We start from the raw sequence: 23253 nt of genomic DNA on the forward strand, positions 1-23253 counted from the left end.
AAGTATCCCCACAGGAGTGCGGTATGACCCTGAAAGTCGCCATCATCGGTCCCGGCAACATCGGCACCGATCTGATGATCAAAGTAATGCGCAACGGCAGGCACCTGGAAATGGGCGCGCTGGTGGGCATCGACCCCGCCTCCGACGGCCTGGCCCGTGCGGCCCGGCTCGGCGTCCCGACCATCGCCACCGGCGTAGAAGGGCTGATCGCATCGGAGGTATTTGCCGACATCGACATCGTTTTCGATGCCACGTCCGCGTCGGCGCATGTCCGCAATGATGCGTTGCTGCGCCAGGCGCGGCCGTCGATCCGGGTCATCGACCTGACCCCTGCGGCCATCGGGCCGTACTGCGTGCCCACGGTCAACCTGGAGGCCAACCTGGCCGCGCTGAACGTCAACATGGTCACCTGCGGTGGGCAGGCCACCATCCCAATGGTGGCCGCCGTCGCCTCGGTGGCCAAGGTGCACTACGCCGAGATCGTGGCGTCCATTGCCAGCCGGTCGGCAGGCCCGGGAACCCGCGCCAACATCGATGAGTTCACCGAAACCACCTCGCGCGCCATCGAGAGCGTCGGTGGCGCCCGCGCCGGCAAAGCGATCATCGTGCTGAATCCGGCCGATCCTCCGCTGCTGATGCGCGACACCGTGTATGTGTTGTCCGAGGCCGTCGATACGGCGAAGGTCGAAGCCGCGGTGAGCGAGATGGTGGCGAGGGTGGCTGCGTATGTGCCTGGGTATCGTCTCAAGCAGCAGGTCCAGTTCGACGTCATCGACGAACCGCTCAACGTCCCCGGCATCGGCCCCACCACGGGCTTGAAGACCTCCATCTTCCTGGAAGTGGAGGGCGCTGCTCACTACCTGCCAGCGTACGCCGGCAACCTCGACATCATGACCTCGGCCGCACTGGCCACTGCCGAGCGCATGGCCGAATCGCTGCTGGCCCAGCCGGCAGGCGCCTGAGGAGACTCCGATGACCCAACACAAACTCTACATCTCCGATGTCACCCTGCGCGATGGTTCGCATGCGGTGCGTCACCAGTACAGCCTCCCGCAGGTGCGCACCATTGCAGGCGCACTAGACAAGGCGCGCGTGGACTCCATCGAGGTGGCCCACGGCGACGGCCTGCAAGGCGCCTCGTTCAACTACGGCTTCGGCGCGCACAGCGACCTGGAATGGATCGAAGCAGCGGCCGAGTCGGTCAGCCATGCGCGCATCGCCACGCTGCTGCTGCCCGGCATCGGCACCGTGCACGACCTGAAGAACGCCTATTCCGCGGGCGCACGGATCGTGCGTGTGGCCACCCACTGCACCGAGGCGGACATCTCGCGCCAGCACCTTGAAGCAGCCAATGCCCTGGGGATGGATGCGGTCGGCTTCCTCATGATGAGCCATATGATTGCCCCCGCCGCGCTTGCCGAGCAGGCGCTGCTGATGGAAGGCTACGGCGCGTCCTGTGTGTACGTGGTCGATTCCGGTGGTGCGCTGGGCATGAATGACGTGCGTGACCGGGTGCAGGCCCTGCGCCAGGCCTTGAAGCCGGACACCGAGATCGGTATCCATGCCCACCACAACCTGTCGCTGGGCGTGGCCAACTCCATCGTCGCGGCAGAATCCGGTGCGATCCGCATCGATGCGAGCCTGGCCGGCATGGGCGCCGGTGCCGGCAACGCGCCGCTTGAAGTGTTCATTGCAGCGGCCGAGCGCCTGGGCTGGGTGCATGGTTGCGACCTTTACGCCCTGATGGACGCGGCCGACGATATCGTGCGACCGCTTCAGGACCGCCCGGTGCGCGTGGACCGTGAAACGCTGGCGCTCGGTTATGCCGGCGTCTATTCCAGCTTCCTGCGCCACGCCGAGGCCGCTTCGCAACGTTTTGGCATCAATACCGTCGACATCCTGGTTGAACTGGGCAAGCGCCGCATGGTCGGCGGCCAGGAAGACATGATTGTCGACGTCGCCCTGGACATGCTGCGCCGTCGTGATGCGGCCGCAGTGAAGGAACCCGCATGAGCCTTGATAACGAAATCCTTGATCGTTGCGCCCGCCTGCTGCGCGAAGCCGAACGCGACGTGCGTGAGGTGGTCAAACTGACCGACACCTATCCCGGACTGGATGTGGCTGACGCCTATCGGATCCAGCAACGCCTGTGTGCGCTGAAGCAGGCCGAAGGGGTACGCATCGTGGGCATGAAGATGGGCCTGACCTCCCATGCGAAGATGCAGCAGATGGGCGTGGACACGCCCATTTACGGGTTCCTCGGGAGCGATAACGCCGTCGATGATGGCGCGGCGGTGGACACCCGCGTGCTGATCCATCCCAAGGTGGAGGCCGAGATCGCTTTCGTGATGCGCGATGCACTGCGTGGCCCAGGCTGCACCGCCAGTAATGTGCTCGCTGCCACCGACTACGTGGTGCCGGCCATCGAGCTGATCGACTCGCGCTACGAGAACTTCCGGTTCGACCTGCCCAGCGTCATCGCCGACAACACCTCGGCGTCGCGCTACGTCCTGGGGTCGCGCCCGACGGACCCGGCCACGCTCGATCTGCAGACGCTGGGGGTGGTGATGGAGAAGAACGGCCAGGTCGCCGAGGTTGGGGCCGGTGCGGCCGTGCTCGGCGACCCTGCCGCTGCAGTGGCCATGCTGGTCAACATGTTGTCCGAACATGGCCAGCCGCTGGAAGCGGGCGCGGTCGTGCTGTCCGGCGCCATCACTGCGGCAATTGCCGTGCAGGCCGGCGACAACGTCCTGGTCCGCGGCGACGGCATCGGTACCGTCGCCATGCGCTTCATCTAGAACGCTCCACCCCGTTCGTCAACGCCACGCGGCCTGTTCACCCAGGCCGTGACGGCATCGCTATGCCCTGGGAGGGGAATCATGGTTGGAATGAAGAGGAGAACGGCGGCCTCGGTGCCGTTGTGGCTGGCCTTGTCCGCACTACCGCAGACGGCGCTGGCGCAGGCCGTGGATACCGCCACGCTGGAGGCGCGCATGGCCGAGCTGGAAGCGGAGATGCAGCAGATGCGAGGGTTGCTGCAGGTGTACCAACAGCGCGATGCCAAAGCGGCCGAGAACACCCCCGCGGTGGCCGTTGCAACACCGCCCGCGCAAGCGTCAACGCCGATCCTGCCCGGGGCGATGCCCGGCACCCGCTTCACGGCAGGCGGCTTCATCAAACTCGATGCCATGACCACGCGGACCAGCGACGGCGCCATCGCCGATGGCTCGGCCGGCCGTCTGTTCTACTTCCCGGCCGCCACCCCGGTCGCCGGGGATGGAAACGGCAAGAGCGCCAGCTACACCGACGTGCATGCCCAGTTCTCCAGGTTCTGGCTGGGCGCCGACACCGTCACCGAACGTGGCGACACGCTCAAAGCGTATATCGAGGCAGACATGTATGGCGGCGGCAACAACGCCTTCGCCGGGAATGAAGTGATCACCAACACCTACGCGCTGACCCTGCGCCAGGCCTATGTCAGCTGGAACCACTGGCTGGCTGGCCAGACCTGGTCCAACTTCCAGGATGTAGCGGCACTGCCGGACACGGTGGACTTCACCGGTCCGTCCGAGGGCACCATCTTCAACCGTCAGGCGCAGCTTCGCTACACGCGCGGCCCGTGGTCGTTCTCGTTGGAGAATCCGCAAACGACGGTGGCGACCTACCGGGGCAACGGCACCCGCCTCAACAGTGGCGATGACACGGTGCCAGACATCTCCGCCCGCTGGGCGCAGCGCGGTGCCTGGGGCCACGTCACGGTGGCGGCCATGGTGCGCAACCTGCGTTACGACGGCCGTACCGATACCGGGATTGCGGCAAGCCTGTCCGGGCGCGTCAACGTCGGCAGCAATGACGACCTGCGCTACATGGTCAGCGGCGGCCAGGGCATTGGTCGCTATCTCGGCTTCGCACTCGGTGCCGACAGCGTGCTGGACGCCGAAGGGGAGCTGCATTCCCAGGACGGCTATGGCGGCTTCGTGGCGTGGCGCCACGCCTTCTCACCCAAGCTGCGCGGCAACCTCGTCTACTCCGGTGCCTGGCTGGACAACGATGCGCAATGGACCGGCGCGCTGGTTACCGAGCGCGCACAGTCCTGGCGCGTCAACCTGATTTACTCGCCGTTCCCGAAGCTGGACCTCGGCGCAGAGCTGAGTCACGCCCAGCGCCGTCTGGAGAATGGGGAGGCTGGCGATCTGAACCGGCTGCACACTCACGTCAAATATAGCTTCTGAGGCTGCTAGAGCTTCCCCATAAATGGCCGTGGGGAGAGCGGGCGCTGATATGCCACGTCTAAGTCAGCTCTCATCCCCAGTCTGCCGTCGACGATATCGAGGAGARGTGCCGAATGCACGGGAACACGGGAGAAGGTTGGGGTAACTGGCGCGCGGGTGCGGAATTACGTGCGTTCTTTCCTGGCCATGGCGTAGATACTTGAGGGTGGCTCTTGCTGTGTGCTCCTAGGAACGGTGTCGCTATGAGGACACGGAGGGGACCTCAATGCCAAACTTCAAACCTCCGGCACGTGCGTAGTATCTGCGTGTGACGACGTGGTTACAAAGAATCTTCACGGGCTGGACCACATCAACTTCGCAACCGACCGGCGGCGCTGTGCGGTGCTGCGGTCGGACTGGCGACCAGAGCCAAGCTGGCCGCAGCCGCGCCGCCCAACAGTTCGTCGAGCATAAATTGCCTGCGACGGTAGACGACGATGTAGCGTTGTCACGCAGCATGGTGTGTGCCTCTCGACTGACTTATCCGCGTGTCAGGCTGGCGCGGGTACGAACAGAACGAAGAGCAACACTGCGATCTCCGGACTAGAGTCTAGGCAATGACGCGATTTCGTCCCTGCTGCTTGGCCATGTAGAGATGACGGTCAGCCTCAAGGATCAGTTCATCGAAGTTCGTTTGTCCGGCGATACCCACGGCGATGCCAGCGCTCAACGTAGCCTCAATACGCTGCCCGTTAACAGTTAGGGCAGCCTCCTGAAAGCCTGTGCGCAAGCGCTGCGCAGCGGCTAGAGCCTCTGGCGCACTGCAGTCAGGCAAGACGCAGAGAAATTCTTCTCCCCCGATGCGAAACACCCAGTCCTTCTTCCGCACTGCTTTTTGGGCCACACGAGCGGCAATGACGATAACGTCGTCCCCCAGTGCGTGACCGTGCTTGTCGTTGATCTGTTTGAAATGGTCTATGTCAAAATAGATGATAGCGCGTTGCCGCGCTTCGTGACGATCACTCCGCTGCCAAGAGACTTTCCTTTGGTCAAGGAAGCGTCGGTTGTACAGAGTTGTTAGGGGGTCGCGTATCGAGGCCTCATAGAATTCCCGCGATACGCGCTCCTTGCTCATCGACACCATGAGCGCGCTCGCAAGGAGTACCTCGAGAACGATCTGGCCGTTAAAAAGCGCAACAGCCCAGGCCTGCGGCTGGGCCGCGCCCAGTGGTTGGGGAAGCCAAGTGACAAAGGGCAGCGTAATGCCCGCGAGTAAAGCGGAGACAGCAAAGATGACGCCTAAGGGAAGCTTAGAGGGTAAGGATTCATCTGCTTTCTGCAATAGCAGACGCGCCGGGAGACCGGAGTAAAAAGCAACCAACCCAATTCGTACGGCCGCATTGAGCTCTTCAAGCCCGTATGGATCAAACAGGAGAAAAGCAGCGATCAACCACGCGGTAGACGGGGCGATGAGCGATACCCATCGTGCCGGCAGGTCGAAGAACGCACGGACAGCTTGCCAGCCGAAAGCGAAAGCTAAGGAAATAAAGAACGCCCCGAAGTGTAGTCCAGCCTTTTCAGGAAGGCAGGCCGGGCTCACGAGGAACATGCATCCCAAAGCACCTGCGGCGAAAGGGGCGGCAAACCATGCGAACCGGCGTCCCGGCGGACGTATGGCCACCATTAGAAGAGCAATGGACCCGAGTAAGGCTGCACTGTATCCGAGGAGGGTGGGGATATGAATCATCTCGATGGTATTGAGTTCCATGCGCTGCGACTTTAGGGGCGTCGAGAGTAAGTGACCCCGCAGGACCGGGATAGGCCTCGAATCGCTAAGCGCCATATGATCCGGAATTTCTCAAGATGTGGGCCATGACACATGTCTCGCTTTAAGCGCATGGCGGCCGGTAGCGGAGTGTCATCTATGCCTTAATGCATCTAAGGTTGGGGCCAGAGGGCTGAAGATATGGACTTGTTTTACTAGCAAAAAGGGACGCCGGCAGGAGCGGGCCGTGCCGGAGGGTCGATAAATCAGGTTAGCTATAAGCGGTGATGGGCGTCACATTTTGCACCAAGCCGAAAAATGTAAAAATTGTCCGTGAGCGTCGGGCCTTACCCCCTCCGTCCCGGTCTAATTTTTGCCCAGTGCGCCAAAATTGATCCGCTGAAAATTAGCGCCCACAGCCTCTTCACGGCTGATTGAGCTTATTGCAATGCCCCACTTGTTAGAGTCTGCTGCAGGCGAACGCCCTCTCAAATGGTGATTTATGGGCCAAGGCTGACGCAGGGTAGTAAGGAATCGCAAGGACAGTAGAAATGGCGTTAACCGTGGCAATCAGATGGAGGTTCGCTGGCTCAGTTTCCGCCTGCCCAACGGCCGGTCCATTGGTCCAAAGGTCGAAGTCTGCATGGTCCGAAGCCGCAGAGACGAGCAGTTGCGTCGTACGAAGGCAAGTACTTTGGAGCGCCTGTCGGTCCGCTTGCTTTATAGCCCGGGTTTCCTCATCTCGCCTCAAAGGCAGATGAGAGCATAAGGGCATTTCTGACTAGAGAAGGCCATATTTTCACGATGACATGTTGCTGGTAAAGAGCGGTCGTCTACGCACCTCTAGCGACCGCCATATCCCCAAGGCAACGAAGCCTAGAGTCCGAGCCTTCCAGAGCTGCGTGTGGCTCGGCCGCTTCGCCAACGGAAAAGCTACGTTTCCCCGTCGCCGCAGCTCCAAGGCGGAGCACCCTTGTTCTCTGGTTTCAGCGTCCGCCGCTGCGGTGATGTAGCCCACGTTGTGAGCAAACGCGGACACTGCGTTTGGCTGGAGCATGGTCACAAGCATGTGAGCACCGGAGGGCGCCAGCATTCGAGACCCTTTCGCCACTGCGTCCGCGCCGCTTGGTAGGGGGAGTGCCTCGTCGGGGGAGGCGCCCACAAGTACGAACGGCTCACGTAAGAACGCAGGCTCCCGCGGCGCGGGGCGATGAGCCGCCACACTGCAAACCCGTCCCTGGGGCGAAGGAACGACGGAGCATGATCAATGTTCCAGCGCTTCAGCGGCACTGGGGCGGCCAAGATGCCAGCCTTGGACCGTGGCTTTCGGAGCGATATGACGAATTGCTTCAAGCTGCACCTGGGATTCGACTCCTTCTACGGTCACTGCGAGGTCCAGCGTGATCGCGAGCTCGTAGATCGCAGGGAGAACAGAGCGAAGTGGTGAGGGCGTTGCCAAGGCGGAGGTGAAAAGCCGATCAATCTTGATGCCGTCGAATCGGGTCTTTGCAAGATGCGAGAAATTTGCGTTACCTGTGCCAAAATCGTCGATCAGGAAGGCGAACCCTCTGGACTGGAGAAATTGCATGTTCTTCAGAAAGTCAGGGTGCACGATGTCTGTGCGCTCGGTCACCTCGAACTTCAGCTGAGAGGGTCGGATGCCTTTGCGCGCGGCCACATCCTCCACGTATGAGGGGAAGTCGTTGTCGGCAATGTCCTCCGGCTCAACGTTCACGCAGACGTAGTAGTCGCGATCTTCCAACCGTGGACGAAGCTCGCTCAGTGCACGCTGCACAACATAGCGCGCCAGCGTCGTGCTCAGGCCGTGGATCTGCGCAAGGGGTACAAATATGTCCGGGGAGATGACTTCTCCCGAGGATGTTGTCCATCTGCTTAAAGCTTCCCAGCCCATGACTCGGCCGGTGATGCCATCGCACAAGGGCTGGTACTCCAAGGTGATAAGGCCCTTGCTAAGTGCAGACGCAAGTTTCTCATCCAGGTTCCTCGGGGCGTGTCGGCGCCTAAGAATCAGGATCGAAACGGCGGAGCCCGTTGCGGCAGCGCCAATCGCTAGACATCCAAGCAGCCAAGCGTTGAGCTGCCAAAGGCTTTTGCGTGGAAGCCGCACAGCCGCGCAGGCCGCGATAGTGTTGCTACACAACTGCCTCACAATGACACTTTCGGAGAAGCCGCCAGTCATCCGCCGCGCTGCTATTGCCTTGAAGACATGTTTCTTGTCCTGGCTAAAGACCATGATCGAACTGCGATGCACGGGATCGATGTCATCGAACGCTGAGGGAGAGCTGACAGTAAGTAGGTCGTCGCGGAGTACCAAGTTGGTCTGATGATAACGGGATCCAAGGACCTCTTCGGCACGCCAAATCCTTAAACTTTTGCGGTGGTAGTTCGCCGGAGGAAGTCGGATGGGGGTGGCGAGGACTCCCCATAGCGCCGTACAAACGATTTGGTCGTTCTTTACTCGGCCAACATCGCTCAGGTAGGCAGAGCGGAATGTGATCTCCTTGAGCTTGTCGACATCGTCCGGAGAGCAAATGTCCCTCGCGTTGGCGGCGAGCCGTGCCGCTGCCTGGCTGTTAGAAGCAATTGCCTCGATCTGAGCCACCGCGCGCGCTGCGACTCGTTCGGCGCTTTCGCTGTCGTAGTAGTAGAGCACCGCCTGTACGGATGCCAATGCTATCAGCAACGAGATGCCGACCGACGTGGCCACAGTAAAGCACTCTAGAAGACGGGTCTGGGGCTGTCTCATTCGTTGTCAAAAGGTAAGCAGCGGCTGCTCCCCCACTATGGAGATCTCACGTGGAACTCTAAGTATCGGCCGTCTATCCGAAATATTGACAGCGCGATCCAAGGCGGCTTCTTTTTACAGGCTGCCAAGCGTGCTTGAGTTGAGGCGACCTACCGTAGCCGGTGCGTGAACCCCTCGGCGAGGATCCGAGTCGGTTCATAGGTCTCTGAAAAATCATGCCCCGCCTGGATCCAACGAGGGGGCGCGCCACTCCCCCGCGCGCGGGTTGCTCAATTCTGGAAACACACGGTTGCATCTATAGGATGCTCTGCACACGCACGAGCAGTTCTCTCATGGTGAACGGCTTTCCAAGCAGCTCAATACCTGCTCTCCTTAGAGAAGATGGCTCATTACCACCACCCGCGTAGCCGGTGATCAAGAGAACCCGTGTCGTGGGGTGCAGGGCGAGGGTGTGATTGGCCAAAGCACGGCCGTTCATGCCTGGAAGCCATATGTCGGCCACAAGCAAATCGAAGGGGCGTCCCAGCAGCAGCTTCTCCCGAGCGTCCTCGGCACTGGCCGCCGTCGCCACTTCATATCCCCATTCGGTAAGGAACTCGCCGGCGAGGTCGCGGATCGTGTCCTCGTCTTCAACCAAGAGGATGCGAGATGGTAGTTTGGGCATGATGACTTCGTCTACCTGCATTGCGCTCATTGATAGGATAGCCCTTTGACAGTCACTTCATCGGCGTACCCGCCTCTGCCTTGATGGCAGCCCTTAGCATATCGCTGAAAATTCGTTGTCGCGGTCGGGCCCTGGCCAAGGCTGCGCCCATCCTCCGCACGCCGGAATACGAACGCCACGACCTTCTCCGCCGGACTCCTGGCGGGGCAGGGACAGCAGGCAGTTGATGCTCAAACTAGACAGCATCGAAGTGGTGGATGACGATAGGACGAGCATTTCGCGGGGGGCGGCACCTTTACCGACAGGGCGATGGAGCCACTATTGACGATTTGTACGCTTAGCTGAACCTTCCTCATGACCCTGAGGACAGGTCCTAAATGGCAAAAGGATCCAAGCAAATAGCAGCGTTCTCCCCAGTGCACCTGGAGCGAAGGTCTAGGCATGGTTATTTCTCCCGGTGTCGCTGGGTCTTCTCATAGCGACGCGAAACGCGCCCCGGAAATGCTGGCCGTTAAGGCTAGTCGCACGACGAGCGAGAGAGGGCTGTGTTCGAGCGCTGTCCAGAGGCCTGGTCGGCGCCGGCTCCGATCTGCTCCTCCGGCGCGACCGGACAGCTAGGGCCTTGGCTTGCGGCACCTCGCGCCCTTCACGATCCCCAAGGGGCCACATCATTGGATGCGCTTGCTCTGAGTTATACGCACGGGTGGGCAGCAGAGTCTACAGCCGAGAGAAAACCGAAGGAGGCGCAGCATCATGGTGGGTGGGTTGAGGGGGCGAGCCTTGGCTGCTTGCTCAAGGCCGACTTATATTTCAGTGGAGAGATGCCTAAGACGCGCTTAAAGGCAGTCGAAAACGCACTAATTGAATCGTATCCAAGCGAAGATCCCACCTGAGCGACCGACTCCCTGGAGTGCTCGAGCTGGTCGCAGGCCAGAGCCATTCGCCAGCGTGTCAGATACAGCATTGCGGTCTCCCCCATTGCAGCCCGGAATTGGGTGGCGAAGACAGTCCTGGACATCCCGGCCTCGGCCGCAAGGCTGCGCAACGTCCATTTCCTCGCTGGGTGAGCGTGAATAGCCCGGAGCGCTCGGCTCAGCCGCGGGTCAGCCAGCGCGGCCAGCAAACCCGCCCCGCTAGCGCCTGCCTCACTAAGATGTGCCCGCAGGGCATGGACGAGCATGGTCTGGGCAAGATTTTGGGCCAGGAGCATTCCTCCTGGCTTCGATTCGCGCATTTCTTGCATCATGCGTTCGACCGCCCACCGCAGGACCGCCCGGTCGTCTGCGACTCTCAGATGAATCGCCGGCGGAAGAAGGCCCAGTAGCCAAGGAGCTTGACTGCCAGTTACAGCAAAGCGGGCCCCAGCTAAGGAAAACCCGGCGCCATCCGCCAAAACTACCGCGCCCCCTCGGTTAGCCGGAGGAAAAAGCGTGGATGAGTCGATGGGGGGTAAGGAGAGATCGCTCGCAAGCCGAAACGGACGACCTCGGGGAAGCACAAATGAATCACCCTCTGCCAATCGCCAAGGTTCTTTAACCCCGTCCACGGCCATCCAGCAGGCTCCCTCGAGGATTGCGTAACACTTGATCTGGCCATGTTGATCCGAGAACTTGACTGACCATGCTCCCCCGGCTCGAAAGCCAGAAGAGACTGTTGCGACCGGATGCAAGAGGGAGAGCAGGTCGGAGAGAGGATCCACGGGCTGAACGATCGCGCAAATAATTAGAACTATAAAGAATGATTCGTTCGAAACACAAGACTAAGCTGCTTCCACATGAAGCGGCCAACCAGCCGCTTCGCTCCCTGGTTCACCTCGTTAGGAGCGCCCGATGATTGTTGTAACGGCACCAACCAGTCAGATCGGTAGCCGGTTGATTCCTAGACTGCTCGCAGCGGAGGCACCCGTGCGGGTGATTGTCCGCGACCCTTCAAAACTACCGATCGGAGTGCGCTCGCGAGTTGAGGTCGTGCAAGGAAGCCATGCAGACGCGCCTACAGTGCAGCGAGCATTTCGAGGGGCACAAAAGCTGTTTTGGCTGGTCCCCGCGGATCCTGCGGCGGGAAGCGTGATTGAAGCCTATGTCGGCTTCACCCGGCCTGCTGCAGCTGAAATCAAAGCGGCCGGCATCACTCAGGTGGTGGAGGTCACCGCTTTGGGGCGAAACACGCCTCAAGCTGCCGATGCCGGCTATGTGAGCGCATCGCTCGCCATGGATGACCTTATTTCGAGTACGGGCGTGCATCAGAGAGCGCTTGCGATGCCCTCATTCATGGACAACGTGCTCATGCAGGGGCGACCACTACGAGATAGGGGCGTCTTCTCTCTACCGATACCCCGAGATCTTGAACTGCCGTCCTGTTCGACAGACGACATTGCGGCAGTGGCGGCGAGGTGGCTGCTCGATGATTCTTGGGAAGGCCAAGCCGAGGTCCCCGTGCTTGGTCCTGAGAATATCTCATTCGATCAGATGGCAAGGGTGATGAGCGAGGTTCTCGGCCGTCACATAGCCTATGAACAAATTTCCCTTGCCAGCTACAAGGACCAGTTCGAACGCTTTGGCTTCTCGCGCGCGATGGCAGAGGGGATGGCTTCGATGGCGCGTGCAAAAAGTGAGGGACTTGATTTGGGTGTGGAGAGGACAGCACAGAACAGCACGCCCACAACCTTCAGAATGTGGTGCGAGAGCACCCTCAAGCCTTATCTGTCGGGACCATAGCCGTTCAACCAGGTAGGCGTGTGCCAAGATCCCAATGTCAATGTTATCTCGTCGTCTGGCTTAGAGCCGGTCGCCCCCGCATCCAGCGTCGGCATTTCAGGGTTCCCGTGAGCGCGATGCCGAAGGCCCTGCTGGAACGCGCTTTGGCCTTGCGTCACCACGGATGGCTCGCTTAGGCTGCAAGCGCTGAACTATAGCCGCGCCGCCCCCCCCCCCGCTGCACCCGCTCGATGGAGTCCGAGCTGGGGTCGAATTGGATGGATGGGCGCGGACGCTTGCAAGCGCGCGCCAGGGATCGAGTGGACGAACATCCTCGGGCTGGCTCGATGGGCGCAGTTGCCTAAGCGATGGGTGCGATGCATCGAACAGCGATTCTCAGCAATCGACGCCGTCTCGGAACTGGGGCAGGGGCCAGTCGGCCATGGTTCCTGTCACCCCCCCCCACTAATATGGGAATTGCCAACAGTTATTTAAACGTGGGGTTCGAACATGAAAGAGTGGGCTCTTGTTCAGATCGCTTCTGGAGCCCACCCCCCCATGTCCATCGCCCGTTATGCGCCGCCGCGCAAAGTTGTCGCCGCCCTCCTGTCTGCCACACTACTGTTGGCGGCCCCGCTGACCTCTGCGGCGCAGGACAAGGCATCACCACTGCGCGATTATCTGACGGCCAAGCGCGCTGCCATCCAGACACAGTCGGCGCGGGTGGTGCCGCCCACGAAGATCCATGCCAAGGTCACCGCCGAAAGCCGCTCCGGCGTACGCCGCCTGCGCATCGGGTCCACCGGCGAGTTCCAGTACATCAGCGACAGTGGCCGCAATTACGCCGGCTACAACCTAGGCGCCGGTTCTTGGGATTCGCTGGTCGGCACGCTGGCCAGCTCGGTGGCCGATGAGTACATCGTGCAGGCGGCGGTGCAGGGCGTGCAACTGGATGCGCTGGATGTGGTGTTCACCAGCATCCCCGAGCGCAAGAGCGAGACCCTGACGTATCCCAACAATCTCTCCTACGTGGCCTACATCGACTCGCCGGCCACCGATGCGCAGCTCGAAACGCTCAAGCGCGCGGTGCACGCCAATTCCTCGGCCATTGATCTGGTGACCAAGCCGCAGCAGGTCAGCCACGCCGAGGTTGAGTACATCCATAGTGCGCCGGTGCGCGATCCAAAGCTTCCGCCAGGCCTGCGGGATTTCATCACCGAGGAGAAGCGCCCGGCGGTGCTCGCCAGGCAAGGCAAGCCGGCCGCCGGCAAGGAAAAAGCATCCGAGCCGGAACCACTGGTGGCCCGTGCCCATGTCGAACCGCGCACCGGACTGCGTCGCGTGTTCTTGGGCAAGGACGGCTACCACCAGCAACTGCACGACAGCGCGACCGGCCTGCTGGGCTACGGGCTGGCACCCACGGTGGAGGAACACCTGCTGGGCGTGACCGGCACCTGCCTGACCCACATTTTCGAGGTGCAGGCGGCGGGACGAAACGTGCTGCTGGATGCGCTGGAACTCACCGTTGATGGGCAGCTCAGCCCGCGCTTCGGCAGCAATGTCCGCTCGCCGGCCCGTTACAGCGACATCCGCTACAAGGTGCGGATTGAATCGCCGGCGTCCGAAAAAGACATCGACGCGCTGCGACAGTCGGTCGAAGCCACCTGTCCGCTCTACAACCTGGTCAAGGACGAGCAGAAGCTGGAAGGCCGCATCGTCCGCGGCGCGTATGCAGAAGTGAACGACTAAGCGCGCCTGCGCGCCGCGGCCTTGGGGCCGCGATTCTCCCGGGGACACCGTGGGCGGGAACGCCCGGGTCCGCCGTGCCCTCAGAAAACGACATGGGAATACTCAATGACGCGCGTTCTTCGTTCGCAGCCGGGCGTGAAGCAGCCGTGGTACGACGTGCAGGGGCTGCTGCCGCGTCGCGGCCGTCTGGCGCTTGCCCTGTGCACGCTGCTGGCGCCCGGGGCGCAGGCGGCGGAAGAAGCGGCGCTTGATCCGGAACGGCAGCGTACCGATACCCGGCTGTTGGACAAGGTCTCGGTGCTCGGCTCGCAGATCGCCGGCGGTGGCGCGCAGGCGGCGCTGCCGGTGGTGGCCGTGGACCGGGAACAGATCGATGCCACCGGGGCCACCAACGGCAACGAGTTGTTCCGCAGCCTGCCGCAGTTCGGTGATGTCGCTGTCACGGAAAAGGGCACCACCAACGCAGGGCGGAACTCCAATGTCGCCCGCGGCGACGTGGGCTCGATCAACCTGCGCAACCTCGGCGCCAAGTACACGCTGCTGCTGATCAACGGCCGCCGCACCGTGCAGCACCCGATCAGTAACAGCGGCGATGACACCACCTACAACGCCAATGCGATTCCGACCTTCGGCCTGGAGCGCGTCAACCTGCTGCTGGACGGGGCGGCCTCGATCTACGGGTCCGACGCCGTGGCCGGCGTGGTCGATCTGGTGACGCCGAGCAACCTGCAGAATGGGGGTGGCATCAAGATGAACTACGGCAAGGTCTCGGACGGCCACCGCGAAGATGTCTCCCTGGACGGCTACTTCGGCAGTGACTTTGCCGAAGGCCGCGGCAACATCTCGGTGCTGTATGGCGTTTCCAGGCGCACGGCGCAGCGCAATTCCGATGCCTGGTTCACCGCGACCGATGGTCGCCGGCCGCTGGGCGATGGCACCAGCGTGCCCGATCCCGACGGCACGGCCGGCTTCAGCACGCGAACGCCGTGGGGTCATTTCGATACGTACGCCAATGGCCGGCGCACCGGCAGCTGGCATGTCGATCCGGCCACCGGCACGCTGATTTCCGGCACGGTGCCGACCCGCTATCACTACGATTCGGCCGCCGAGCCGGGCATCACCTCGTCACCGTCCATCCGCAAGGGAAATGTGTTCGCCAGTGGCCGCTTCGATCTCACCGACAGCATGCAGTTGTTCGGCGAGCTGGGCTACTACCGGGCCACCTCCGAATCCTGGGTGAGCAGCGAGTCGGGTTTCGGCGGGGACGGGTTCCTGCTGCACATCCGGCCGGATGCGTATTGGGTGCCGCAGTCCCTGCGCGGTGCCGATGCGATCCGGCTGCTGAACTACCAGTTCGCCGATTCGGGGATCCGCCGGGTCAAGGTGGACAACGATCAGTCGCGGGCCCTGCTGGGCCTTCGCGGTTGGACCGAAGGCGGCTGGAACTGGGAAACGGCCCTGCTGTACTCGCGCGCCCGCAGCACCGACACGCAGCAGGGCGGGCTGACCGACGCCTTCATCGCCGCGGTGAAYCGTACCGACGCCGGTGCGTACAACCCGTTCAGTGGCGGTGATCCGGCTAGCATCCGGGTGGGGGATGCCACGCCGTACGACACCTCGGCGTTCATTGGCGAGGCGACCCGCGAAGGCACGACCGAGCTGGCCCTGTGGGACTTCAAGGTCAACCGTCCGGATCTGCTCAGCTGGTACGCCGGTGACATCGGCCTGGCAGCGGGTGTCGAGTACCGCTATGAAAGCCGCACCGATGATCGCGACGAAAACATCGACGGCAGCCGTCCGTACACGGACTGGTACACCGGCACCGTTGCGGCCAGCAATTTCTTCACGCATAGCCCGCGGCCGGACGTGCACGGCAGCCGCAACGTTAAATCGGCCTTGATCGAACTGGCGGTGCCGCTGGTCTCGCCTGCGCATGAGGTGCCGCTGGTCCAGTCGCTGGATGTCCAGATCGCGGGCCGGTGGGAGGACTACAGCGATGCCGGGAAGGTGGCCAAGCCGAAACTGGCGGCGGCCTGGAAGGTGAATGACAGCGTGCTGCTGCGTGGCTCGGTCAGCGGCGGCTTCCGCGCGCCGGGGCTGGAGCTGGTGAACTCGCCGCCGACCTACGGGTTCGGTTTCAACAGCGATGCGATCCGCTGTCATGCGTTGATCAGCAGGGGGGCGCAGCCCGATTACACCGCCTGCTTGAATGCCTACAGCAGCGGTTCGCCGGTCAAACCGTCGGTGAGCGCGGTTACCTCCTACGGCGATGACGTGAAGCCGGAGACCACCCGCCAGTCGTCATGGGGCGCGGTGCTGGAGCCGCAGTTCCTGCCAGAGCGGCTGGGCGCGGTCAGCCTGAGCGTGGATGCGTGGCGGGTGGAAGTGGAGAATCCGATCAACACCCTGGGCGAGGAGCTGCTGTACGACGCCTACCTGCGCGTGGTGGAAGGCAGCAGCAATTCCAACGTGGTGCGTGCAGCGGTGACCGCCGAAGACGCGGCGCTGTTTGAAGGGTCCGGGCTTGCACCGGCGGGCGTGGTGACCCACATCTACAACCGCTACCAGAACCGCCGGCCGCTGACGGCCTCTGGCGTGGACTACAACCTCAACTGGCGCGTGCGCGACACGGGGTGGGGCAACTTCGCGGTCCTGCTCAGCGTCAGTCAGCTCAAAGAATACACCCAGCAGAAGCCGGCCGAGATCCAGCAGGTGGCGGCCGCCATCGCGAACGGGCAGTTGAACATCATCGCGCCCGACCTGGGCGCGGCCAACGAGATCGGCATCAACGGCGCCAAGCCGGAATGGCGCGGCAGCGCCACGTTCCTGTGGAACCTGCAGGACTGGACGGTCCGCCTGCGCGACGATTACATCGGCAGCGTCAAGGCCGGCGCGTATTCGGACCGCACGCCCTACGTCGTCAAGGCCACCCAGCGCTGGGCGTTGTCGGTGAAGAAGGATTTCAACGAAGGGCGCCTCAAAGGCACCTCGGTGGAAGTGGGCGCACGCAACCTGTTCGACGAAGAACCGCCACTCAATGCCTTCGGCAATTACCTGAGCGCGTTGCACGAAACCTACGGACGTTACCTGCACGTTGGCATTTCCAAGAACTGGTGATCCGCATGAAGACCTACACACGTGTTACCTGCCTGCTGCTGGCCTTGGCTGCGGTTGCGTGCAGCCCCCGGGGCGACCCCACCGCGGCGCAGGCGCAGGCGTCGGGCACCGCGCCCGCTGCGCCGGATTTCGCGGGCGAGCATGCCGCATGGGTAAAAGGCCGTGCGGCGGACCTGGGCAAGGCCGATGGCTGGATCAGCCTGATCGGGTTGCACTGGATCGAAGCCGGAACGCAAAGCGTGGGCGCGGGCGAGGGCAACACCCTCCAGCTGGCCATCGCACCGGATCGACTGGGCCAAGTGGAGCAGCGCCCGGACGGCGTGTACTTCACGCCCGTTGAAGGCGCGCGCGTCACTTCCGACGGCACACCCGTGCAGGGCGAGGTGCGCCTGAAGCCTGAGGGACAGGGAGGTGGGACCAAGCTGGCCTATGACGAGGGCAAAGGTCAGATCACCGTGATCAGGCGCGGCCAGCGCGTGGCCTTGCGGGTGCGCCACGCCGATGCACCGGCGCGGCTCCGGTTCACCGGACTGGATTTCTTCCCGCCCGATGAGCGCTGGCGTGTGAAGGCACGGTTCGTTCCGCACCCGGCCGGCAAGACCTTGCCTATCGTGAGCGTGATCGGTCACGTCGCCGAGACCCCGAACCCCGGTTACGTGATGTTCGAGAAGGAAGGGCGCCAGTGGCGGCTGGAAGCACTGGGTGATCCGGCGAAAAGCCTGAACCTGATGTTCCAGGACAAGACCACCGGCCGGCAGACCTACGGGGTCGGGCGCTATCTTCGCACCGGCCCCGTGGCGGCGGACGGCACGGTCGCGCTGGATTTCAATCGCGCCTACAACCCGCCCTGCGCGTATACGGATTTCGCCACCTGCCCACTGCCGCCGCCGGAGAACCGCCTGGCCGATCAGGACACCAACGGCCAGCGGGTGCGACTGGCGGTGCTGGCGGGCGAGAAGAAATACGCGCTCGCCCAGCACTAAGCGGCCCTTCCGTACACGTTCACCATGGGGTGCGCATCTCGCCGCTCCTTTCGTGTCACTGCCTGGATACGTCAGCGAGCGCATGCAGCGCGTATTCTGGACAACGCCGGAGCTGTACGCCAGTGAGATAGAAGTCCGGAACTGCTTCAAGGATAGGCCAGTCAAGGCCAGCTCATATGTATTGGAGCTAACCTGTATCAAGACGTTCGCAAAGGTAAGAAAGCTGAGTCGGCCGGCCGTGAGGGTGAGGGCTCCCAGTGTGGCCCGCAAGAACTGTTCTTAATGCGGTAAAAGGTGATGGCAATCACGTTTTACTGATGAGTGACTGAAATACATTTGGTCTCGTGTGCGAGGTGCGCGACCACCTTGAACCTCGCAATCGACGAGTTTTTGCCAAAGGCGCCGGACATGAACTTGCTTCTCAGCCTGCTTGAAGTTGCCTTGCTGTTTGCTTGCTTTCTGGGACTTGCGGCCTTGGCCGAGCGTGCCTGGAGACGACGCAGGCAGAGGCGGAAGGGAAGCCTTCCGGAGTGCGGAAGGCCCGTTCCCTGACCATGCGGCTTTTTAGATGACGAAGCGAGGGCGGCACTGAGTGGCGACAGGGCCGTATCAACCCTGAATGGAAGACGCCCGATGCGAAACATCGGGCGTCCTTGATAGTCAGGCAGAGGTGGATTGTCCCTCTGGTTGCAGACGAGTTCACCTAGGTGCGAACAAGCCCTGTCTGGTCAGTGATTCTTTCGCCACCGATAGCTCAACGCTCCCATCACAACCGATCAGTGCGATGTATTCCCGACCTTTTGCTTGGAAGTTCCACCGCCACATCCGGCTATCAGCGTTGTAGCGAGAAGAGTCAATAAACTTCACATCATTACGCGTCACGTCCTTCAGTGCTGGAAGCGTGTTTCCAACAACGTAGCGGTAGACTTGTTCCTGTTGTGCTTCGCTGCTCAAGTCCGGGCATTCTTCACGCGAACAGGCGGAGAGCGACACGGCCACGAGTAGTGCTGCAGCGTATACCGGCTTCACGGTCGGCTGCCCTGGAAGTGAACGGTGTTCCGGCCGGTGAAGTTGATCTGATAGTTCGTGGTGCCTACCGCATCACTGATCGCCTGAAGGAACGATGTCAGGGCTTCTTGGTAGTGAGGTCGATTCGAAGGGTTGGCATCGTAGGTGTCTGGGTTGAGGCCATAGTTTCCATCAAAGACATAAGTGCCCCCCGTGATGGTGAGGGTTCCAGTCAATGTCCCCGCGACCCGTCCAATCAGGCTGGCAACATGCACGTTATTGGTGACGTGATCAAAAGTGTTGTATTCGAAGAAGGCCTCGTTGAACTGATAGGTTCCATCCCCGTTGTTGTGATCACGCAAGATGTTCATGATCGGGGAGAAGTCAGTCACTTGATTGAAGAGCCCGAGATCAGCGAGGGAGACGGTCCGGCTCTCCTTTACTCCAATGTAATGCGCCACGCCCTGGATTGCGAGGAATGGGGTGTCGAAGAGGTTGCCGCGCCAAGCGGGAGGCCAGCGCATCCCGTCTTCGACCCAGGCCTGCACGGGATCGAGAATGGGGACACCATTTTGCGAGGTTGGAGTGGAACCCGGGAGCGCCCATTCCCTGTTCCCACCGAGCCAGCCGCAGTAGGCGCCGTAGCGGAAAATTTGCTGGCGCACGAAATCGCCAGGCCGGTTGCTCATCACTTTGCAGAGCTCATAGAGCTGATCCGTGCCTTCGGTCGCCCAGATCCCGTCCGAATTTGCGAAGTGAGCCCGGATGATGATGGGCGGGGGCGTGTCCTCCTGAAGGATAGGAGAGCTCAACGCGATTGCGTATTGGACGCCGCCGAAGCCGAAGTAGGGGTCTGGCTGCGGGGGCGCAAATACTGGAACGGTCGGAAGGGTAGGAACAGTCGACATGCCACGTCTCCATGTGGGAATGAGTCGCAATCGTTATGTATGTGTTAACGGCATGTCGAGGTCTTGCTGCCCGTTGGCGACCTCTACGCGAGCCACGCTACTGGGCCGAGCTTCTAATTGAGTTTCCGCTTCGTCCTTTTTCGATGCCCTCCGACAACAGCGAACGCTTCTCCGACCCGCAATCTGTTCGCCATCGCGAGCGTGCACCGGCATGTGTTTGTAATCAAGGGATGGAGGAACCCGTGATTAGGGCAAGCCTTCATCGGGCCCCTACTGATCGGGCCCCCTACTGGTAGCGGCGCCCGAATGCGATGGTATGGCCGAAGGCGCAGGATCCGACACTCCTTGATGAGCCAAGGTCCTTGATCTAGTGATTGAATCGTAGGGGCGGCAAAGTGGTCACGCGAGCCTTAAGGTACATCTGGCCGTTTGAGCCCTGTAGCGGTCGCACGCGTCAAGCTGGGATATGGTTGATGCCAGCCGCTGACATCCACGCTGCCCGATTCGGAACACATATGGCTCCGTGCGTCGAATGTGTCTGACCGCCAAAGTACTCGTCGATTTGGCGCCCGAGCACGCCGGCAGCGGAGGGCGAAGCCGGATGGTTCGAGGCGCGGGCCTAGGTCAGGACTTAGCCCAGAGTAGGGCGGCGCCGAGGGGCCGGTCATCGGGCGTGGAGGGGCAGGTGAGAAAGAGAGGACGAAAATCTATGGCTGTTGAGTGTCAGCCGGTCTGAGATTCGGCCTGCTCCGGATCAACCGTCTTGTCGCCGCCAGGCGAACATGTGCGGCACGTAATCAGCCTTTCCCAGTGGTACGCCGTTGTGGCGCAGGATGCTGTAAGCGGTAATCAGGTGGAAATAAAACTGCGGGGTGGCCCAGTTCGCCGCGTATTCGCTGCCTTTCATGTCGAAGGCAAGGCCGTCGGCCAGCTCGATGGCCACATCGCGCGAGGCGCCGGCATTGATCACGTCCGCGTCGACGCCGGCCAGGTGGTGCAATGTCTGGTCGATCAGCGCACGCGCCTGGTCCATGTCGACGGGGGCAGGAAGTGATAGCAGCGGCTGTCCACTGAGTCGACACGCCGCTTCGCGCGCCTGGGTGCAGGCGAACTGTATCTGCTTGGCAAGCGTGTGCATGTCTGGCGCCAAACGCGCTGCGAGCAGGTTGCGCGGGTCGTAGCAGAGCGCCAGCGCATGGGCCTCGGCCTTGTCCAGCTGGCCTTTGAGCGCGCGGAGCATCTGCGCGAATCCGCAGATGTTCACTTGATGGATGGTCATGCAGCTTCCTTTTGCTTGGTACCGGGGATGGTGCCGGGTGCAGGCCAGTAATGCCCCTCAACGATCTGATTCTGGCAGATGTGGGAGCGATGATGCCGGCCTCATTCGCGCTTCTGTAGACGCGGGAAAACGTTAAGACCAGCGTCGCGCCTCACGTGTGCTCGATCAACATAATGGCGGTGGTTCCGGTCTCGATCGCTTCGAATATGTGAGGCTGGTCCGCTGAATAGCTCGCATAGTCACCTGCGGACAGTTCGACGGGCTGTTCGGTTGGTCCGAGCCGGGCACGTCCGCTACATAGCACGACATGTTCAATCGTTCCCGGCGGATGCGGTTCAGACAGGCGAGGTGCGCCAGGTTCGACCGCCAGCCGATAGAGATCGCGCTGCACACCCATCGGACAGACCGCCAGCAGGGTGGCCGTGTAGTGCGACTGCTCCGACGCCACCGTGGCACCGTCATTGGCGCGGATGACTTGGACGTGGCTTTTAGGTTGGGCGATCAACCGGGTCACCTGGACGTCCAGTGCCATCGCCAGGGTCCAGAGGGTCTCCAAGCTCGGGTTGCCGACTCCCGCCTCAAGCTGCGACAGGGTGGATTTGGCGATGCCGGCTCGTTTGGCCAACTCGGAAATGGACAGACCCACGCGCTCGCGCTCCCGTCTAAGCGAAGCTGAAAGCAGGCCGATCGGCGAGGGCGGGGCAGTTATGGAAGAGGATGGCATTTCGTTCTCCATGTGGAACGATCGTTCGGTTTGACGAAAAGCATCGGTATCGGCATCATACCGGCCAATCGTTCGATATGTCGAACGGCCTCTTCCTAAAAGGACGTGGTAATGAACATCCGAAGTCGGGGAATCCTGGAAATGACCACCGCGATGGTCATTTCCGGCACGGTCGGCTGGTTCGTGCTCGAAACCAGGATGCCGCCCGCTTCCGTCGTATTTTGGCGCTGCGCTTTCGGAGCGGGTGCCATGCTGCTGGCCTGTGGCGGCTTAGGTCTGTTACGCCGGGGCGTATTGAATCGAAGGCAGGTAGGGCTGGCGGCTGCAGGCGGCGTCGCGTTGATCCTCAACTGGGTCCTGCTGTTTGCGGCATACGCGCACGCTTCCATCTCGGTCGCCACCGTGACCTATCACACGCAGCCCTTCATGCTGGTGGCTCTCGGAGCGCTGTTTTTCGGCGAAATGCCGACGGCTAACAAGATCGGATGGCTGAGTGTGGCCTTCGGCGGGGTTGTGCTCATCGTCATCGGTGGCCATCAGGCGGGCTCGCACGCGCCGGGCTACTTGGCTGGCATAGGCCTGGCGCTGGCGGCTGCGTTCTTCTATGCCATCGCCGCGGCCATAACCAAGCGCCTCAAGGAGGTGCCGCCGCACGTGATCGTCGTCATCCAGATGATTGTGGGCAGCGTGCTGCTGGCGCCGTTCGCGACCTGGCCCGACGGCGCACCTCTGCCGCATGTCTGGGGGCTACTGCTAGCGATCGGTTTCATCCACACCGGCCTGATGTCCACACTGCTATATGGCGCGCTCCAGAAGCTACCGACCGCGCTGGTGGGTGTTCTCTCGTTCGTCTATCCTATCGTCGCCATCATTGTCGATGCCTGGGCGTACGGCCACCTGATGGGAACAATGCAGGTCGCCGGAGCCGTTGCGATCTTGGCGGCCGTGGCGGGAATGAATTTTGGGTGGACTCTTTTTCGTCGGGAACGCAGGAACGCATAGCCTCCAATCTGCGAAGCTTGAAGTTCAAGCTCGCATCCAGTCACTGGGCACTTCAGTCTGACTCTTCAAGATGAAGCGCGATCTTTCTGACTTGGCCCAGTGCTTGCTACGGCGGAGGCATCATAACGGTGAGGATGCGCACCCGGTCACCCGATCGCCAGTAGCCAAGGATGGGCTTCCCGGTGCGACAGGTGTAGTAATAAGTGTTTGGCGTGACGCCGGCCCTGTAGCGCACAACTTGATCCAGTTTCGATGCTTGGGCTCGGATCCGAGCTCGAGTGGTGGAGCTCACTTGAAGTTTCTTTAGCTCTTCTGCCGCTGATCTCGTCCAAGAAACCGGCATGTCGTAGTCACCGACGGTGATAGGGCTGAATAGAGGG

17 protein-coding genes are annotated in these 23253 nt (G+C 61.8%); 9 read left to right on the plus strand and 8 right to left on the minus strand.

The window, feature by feature from the left end:
* The first annotated feature begins 23 nt into the window (after positions 1–23).
* From AC1DR7_RS09895 to AC1DR7_RS09910, 4 genes are all read left to right on the plus strand, one after another.
* Positions 24–962 carry an acetaldehyde dehydrogenase (acetylating) gene (locus AC1DR7_RS09895; protein WP_346482324.1) on the plus strand — a complete coding sequence of 313 codons (939 nt, stop codon included), beginning with the start codon at positions 24–26 and terminating at the stop codon, positions 960–962.
* A gap of 10 nt (positions 963–972) precedes the next feature.
* Positions 973–2013 (plus strand): 4-hydroxy-2-oxovalerate aldolase, encoded by a 1041-nt coding sequence (dmpG, locus tag AC1DR7_RS09900; protein WP_478051939.1) that lies wholly within the window; start codon positions 973–975, stop codon positions 2011–2013.
* On the plus strand, positions 2010–2798 hold the full coding sequence (gene dmpH / locus AC1DR7_RS09905) for a 2-oxo-3-hexenedioate decarboxylase (RefSeq protein ID WP_457320979.1): 789 nt from the start codon (positions 2010–2012) through the stop codon (positions 2796–2798). The genes dmpG and dmpH overlap by 4 nt, the downstream gene beginning before the upstream one ends.
* 90 nt (positions 2799–2888) lie before the next feature.
* Positions 2889–4232 (plus strand): DcaP family trimeric outer membrane transporter, encoded by a 1344-nt coding sequence (locus tag AC1DR7_RS09910; protein ID WP_478051940.1) that lies wholly within the window; start codon positions 2889–2891, stop codon positions 4230–4232.
* A 589-nt stretch (positions 4233–4821) separates the two neighbouring features.
* On the opposite strand, the gene AC1DR7_RS09915 is transcribed toward AC1DR7_RS09910, so the two are convergent.
* From AC1DR7_RS09915 to AC1DR7_RS09930, 4 genes are all read right to left on the minus strand, one after another.
* Complete coding sequence (locus tag AC1DR7_RS09915; RefSeq protein ID WP_457322058.1) at positions 4822–5979, minus strand: GGDEF domain-containing protein; 1158 nt, start codon at positions 5977–5979, stop codon at positions 4822–4824.
* Between the two features lie 1261 nt (positions 5980–7240).
* Positions 7241–8704 (minus strand): EAL domain-containing protein, encoded by a 1464-nt coding sequence (locus tag AC1DR7_RS09920; protein ID WP_478052163.1) that lies wholly within the window; start codon positions 8702–8704, stop codon positions 7241–7243.
* A 334-nt stretch (positions 8705–9038) separates the two neighbouring features.
* Positions 9039–9437 (minus strand): response regulator, encoded by a 399-nt coding sequence (locus AC1DR7_RS09925; RefSeq protein ID WP_159496190.1) that lies wholly within the window; start codon positions 9435–9437, stop codon positions 9039–9041.
* 721 nt (positions 9438–10158) lie between these two features.
* Positions 10159–11106: an AraC family transcriptional regulator gene (locus AC1DR7_RS09930; RefSeq protein WP_478055011.1), complete on the minus strand. Its 948-nt coding sequence runs from the start codon at positions 11104–11106 to the stop codon at positions 10159–10161.
* Positions 11107–11236: 130 nt separating this feature from the next.
* On the opposite strand from AC1DR7_RS09930, the gene AC1DR7_RS09935 reads away from it, so the two are divergent.
* From AC1DR7_RS09935 to AC1DR7_RS09950, 4 genes are all read left to right on the plus strand, one after another.
* Positions 11237–12124, plus strand: a complete 888-nt coding sequence (locus tag AC1DR7_RS09935; protein WP_457321879.1) for an NmrA family NAD(P)-binding protein — start codon at positions 11237–11239, stop codon at positions 12122–12124.
* Between the two features lie 537 nt (positions 12125–12661).
* Positions 12662–13852 carry an OsmC family protein gene (locus AC1DR7_RS09940; RefSeq protein ID WP_478053030.1) on the plus strand — a complete coding sequence of 397 codons (1191 nt, stop codon included), beginning with the start codon at positions 12662–12664 and terminating at the stop codon, positions 13850–13852.
* Between the two features lie 105 nt (positions 13853–13957).
* On the plus strand, positions 13958–16969 hold the full coding sequence (locus tag AC1DR7_RS09945; protein WP_478053029.1) for a TonB-dependent receptor domain-containing protein: 3012 nt from the start codon (positions 13958–13960) through the stop codon (positions 16967–16969).
* Positions 16970–16974: 5 nt separating this feature from the next.
* Positions 16975–17952 carry a DUF1684 domain-containing protein gene (locus AC1DR7_RS09950; RefSeq protein ID WP_457321021.1) on the plus strand — a complete coding sequence of 326 codons (978 nt, stop codon included), beginning with the start codon at positions 16975–16977 and terminating at the stop codon, positions 17950–17952.
* A gap of 699 nt (positions 17953–18651) precedes the next feature.
* Here AC1DR7_RS09950 and AC1DR7_RS09955 read toward each other — a convergent pair.
* The 4 genes from AC1DR7_RS09955 to AC1DR7_RS09970 form a co-directional block, all read right to left on the minus strand.
* On the minus strand, positions 18652–18981 hold the full coding sequence (locus AC1DR7_RS09955; RefSeq protein WP_457489194.1) for a hypothetical protein: 330 nt from the start codon (positions 18979–18981) through the stop codon (positions 18652–18654).
* The gene (locus tag AC1DR7_RS09960) at positions 18978–19868 is read right to left on the minus strand and encodes a lipid II-degrading bacteriocin (protein WP_478051946.1); all 891 of its coding nucleotides are present in this window, start codon (positions 19866–19868) and stop codon (positions 18978–18980) included. The genes AC1DR7_RS09955 and AC1DR7_RS09960 overlap by 4 nt, the downstream gene beginning before the upstream one ends.
* Positions 19869–20622: 754 nt before the next feature.
* Positions 20623–21147: a DUF1993 domain-containing protein gene (locus tag AC1DR7_RS09965; RefSeq protein WP_457321460.1), complete on the minus strand. Its 525-nt coding sequence runs from the start codon at positions 21145–21147 to the stop codon at positions 20623–20625.
* Positions 21148–21298: 151 nt separating this feature from the next.
* Complete coding sequence (locus AC1DR7_RS09970) at positions 21299–21883, minus strand: helix-turn-helix domain-containing protein (protein WP_478052183.1); 585 nt, start codon at positions 21881–21883, stop codon at positions 21299–21301.
* A 99-nt stretch (positions 21884–21982) separates the two neighbouring features.
* On the opposite strand from AC1DR7_RS09970, the gene AC1DR7_RS09975 reads away from it, so the two are divergent.
* On the plus strand, positions 21983–22873 hold the full coding sequence (locus tag AC1DR7_RS09975; protein WP_478052184.1) for a DMT family transporter: 891 nt from the start codon (positions 21983–21985) through the stop codon (positions 22871–22873).
* The last annotated feature ends 380 nt before the right edge of the window (positions 22874–23253 follow it).

It is taken from the genome of Stenotrophomonas sp. P5_A9 (assembly GCF_056400525.1).

Bases quoted from the DNA above. Each gene is read 5' to 3' on its own strand.
- AC1DR7_RS09935 (WP_457321879.1), top strand. From the start codon at position 11,237: ATGATTGTTGTAACGGCACCAACCAGTCAGATCGGTAGCCGGTTGATT.
- dmpH (WP_457320979.1), top strand. From the start codon at position 2,010: ATGAGCCTTGATAACGAAATCCTTGATCGTTGCGCCCGCCTGCTGCGC.
- AC1DR7_RS09975 (WP_478052184.1), top strand. From the start codon at position 21,983: ATGAACATCCGAAGTCGGGGAATCCTGGAAATGACCACCGCGATGGTC.
- dmpG (WP_478051939.1), top strand. From the start codon at position 973: ATGACCCAACACAAACTCTACATCTCCGATGTCACCCTGCGCGATGGT.
- AC1DR7_RS09915 (WP_457322058.1), bottom strand. From the start codon at position 5,979: ATGGAACTCAATACCATCGAGATGATTCATATCCCCACCCTCCTCGGA.
- AC1DR7_RS09950 (WP_457321021.1), top strand. From the start codon at position 16,975: ATGAAGACCTACACACGTGTTACCTGCCTGCTGCTGGCCTTGGCTGCG.
- AC1DR7_RS09910 (WP_478051940.1), top strand. From the start codon at position 2,889: ATGAAGAGGAGAACGGCGGCCTCGGTGCCGTTGTGGCTGGCCTTGTCC.
- AC1DR7_RS09925 (WP_159496190.1), bottom strand. From the start codon at position 9,437: ATGAGCGCAATGCAGGTAGACGAAGTCATCATGCCCAAACTACCATCT.
- AC1DR7_RS09965 (WP_457321460.1), bottom strand. From the start codon at position 21,147: ATGACCATCCATCAAGTGAACATCTGCGGATTCGCGCAGATGCTCCGC.
- AC1DR7_RS09940 (WP_478053030.1), top strand. From the start codon at position 12,662: ATGTCCATCGCCCGTTATGCGCCGCCGCGCAAAGTTGTCGCCGCCCTC.
- AC1DR7_RS09895 (WP_346482324.1), top strand. From the start codon at position 24: ATGACCCTGAAAGTCGCCATCATCGGTCCCGGCAACATCGGCACCGAT.
- AC1DR7_RS09970 (WP_478052183.1), bottom strand. From the start codon at position 21,883: ATGGAGAACGAAATGCCATCCTCTTCCATAACTGCCCCGCCCTCGCCG.
- AC1DR7_RS09960 (WP_478051946.1), bottom strand. From the start codon at position 19,868: ATGTCGACTGTTCCTACCCTTCCGACCGTTCCAGTATTTGCGCCCCCG.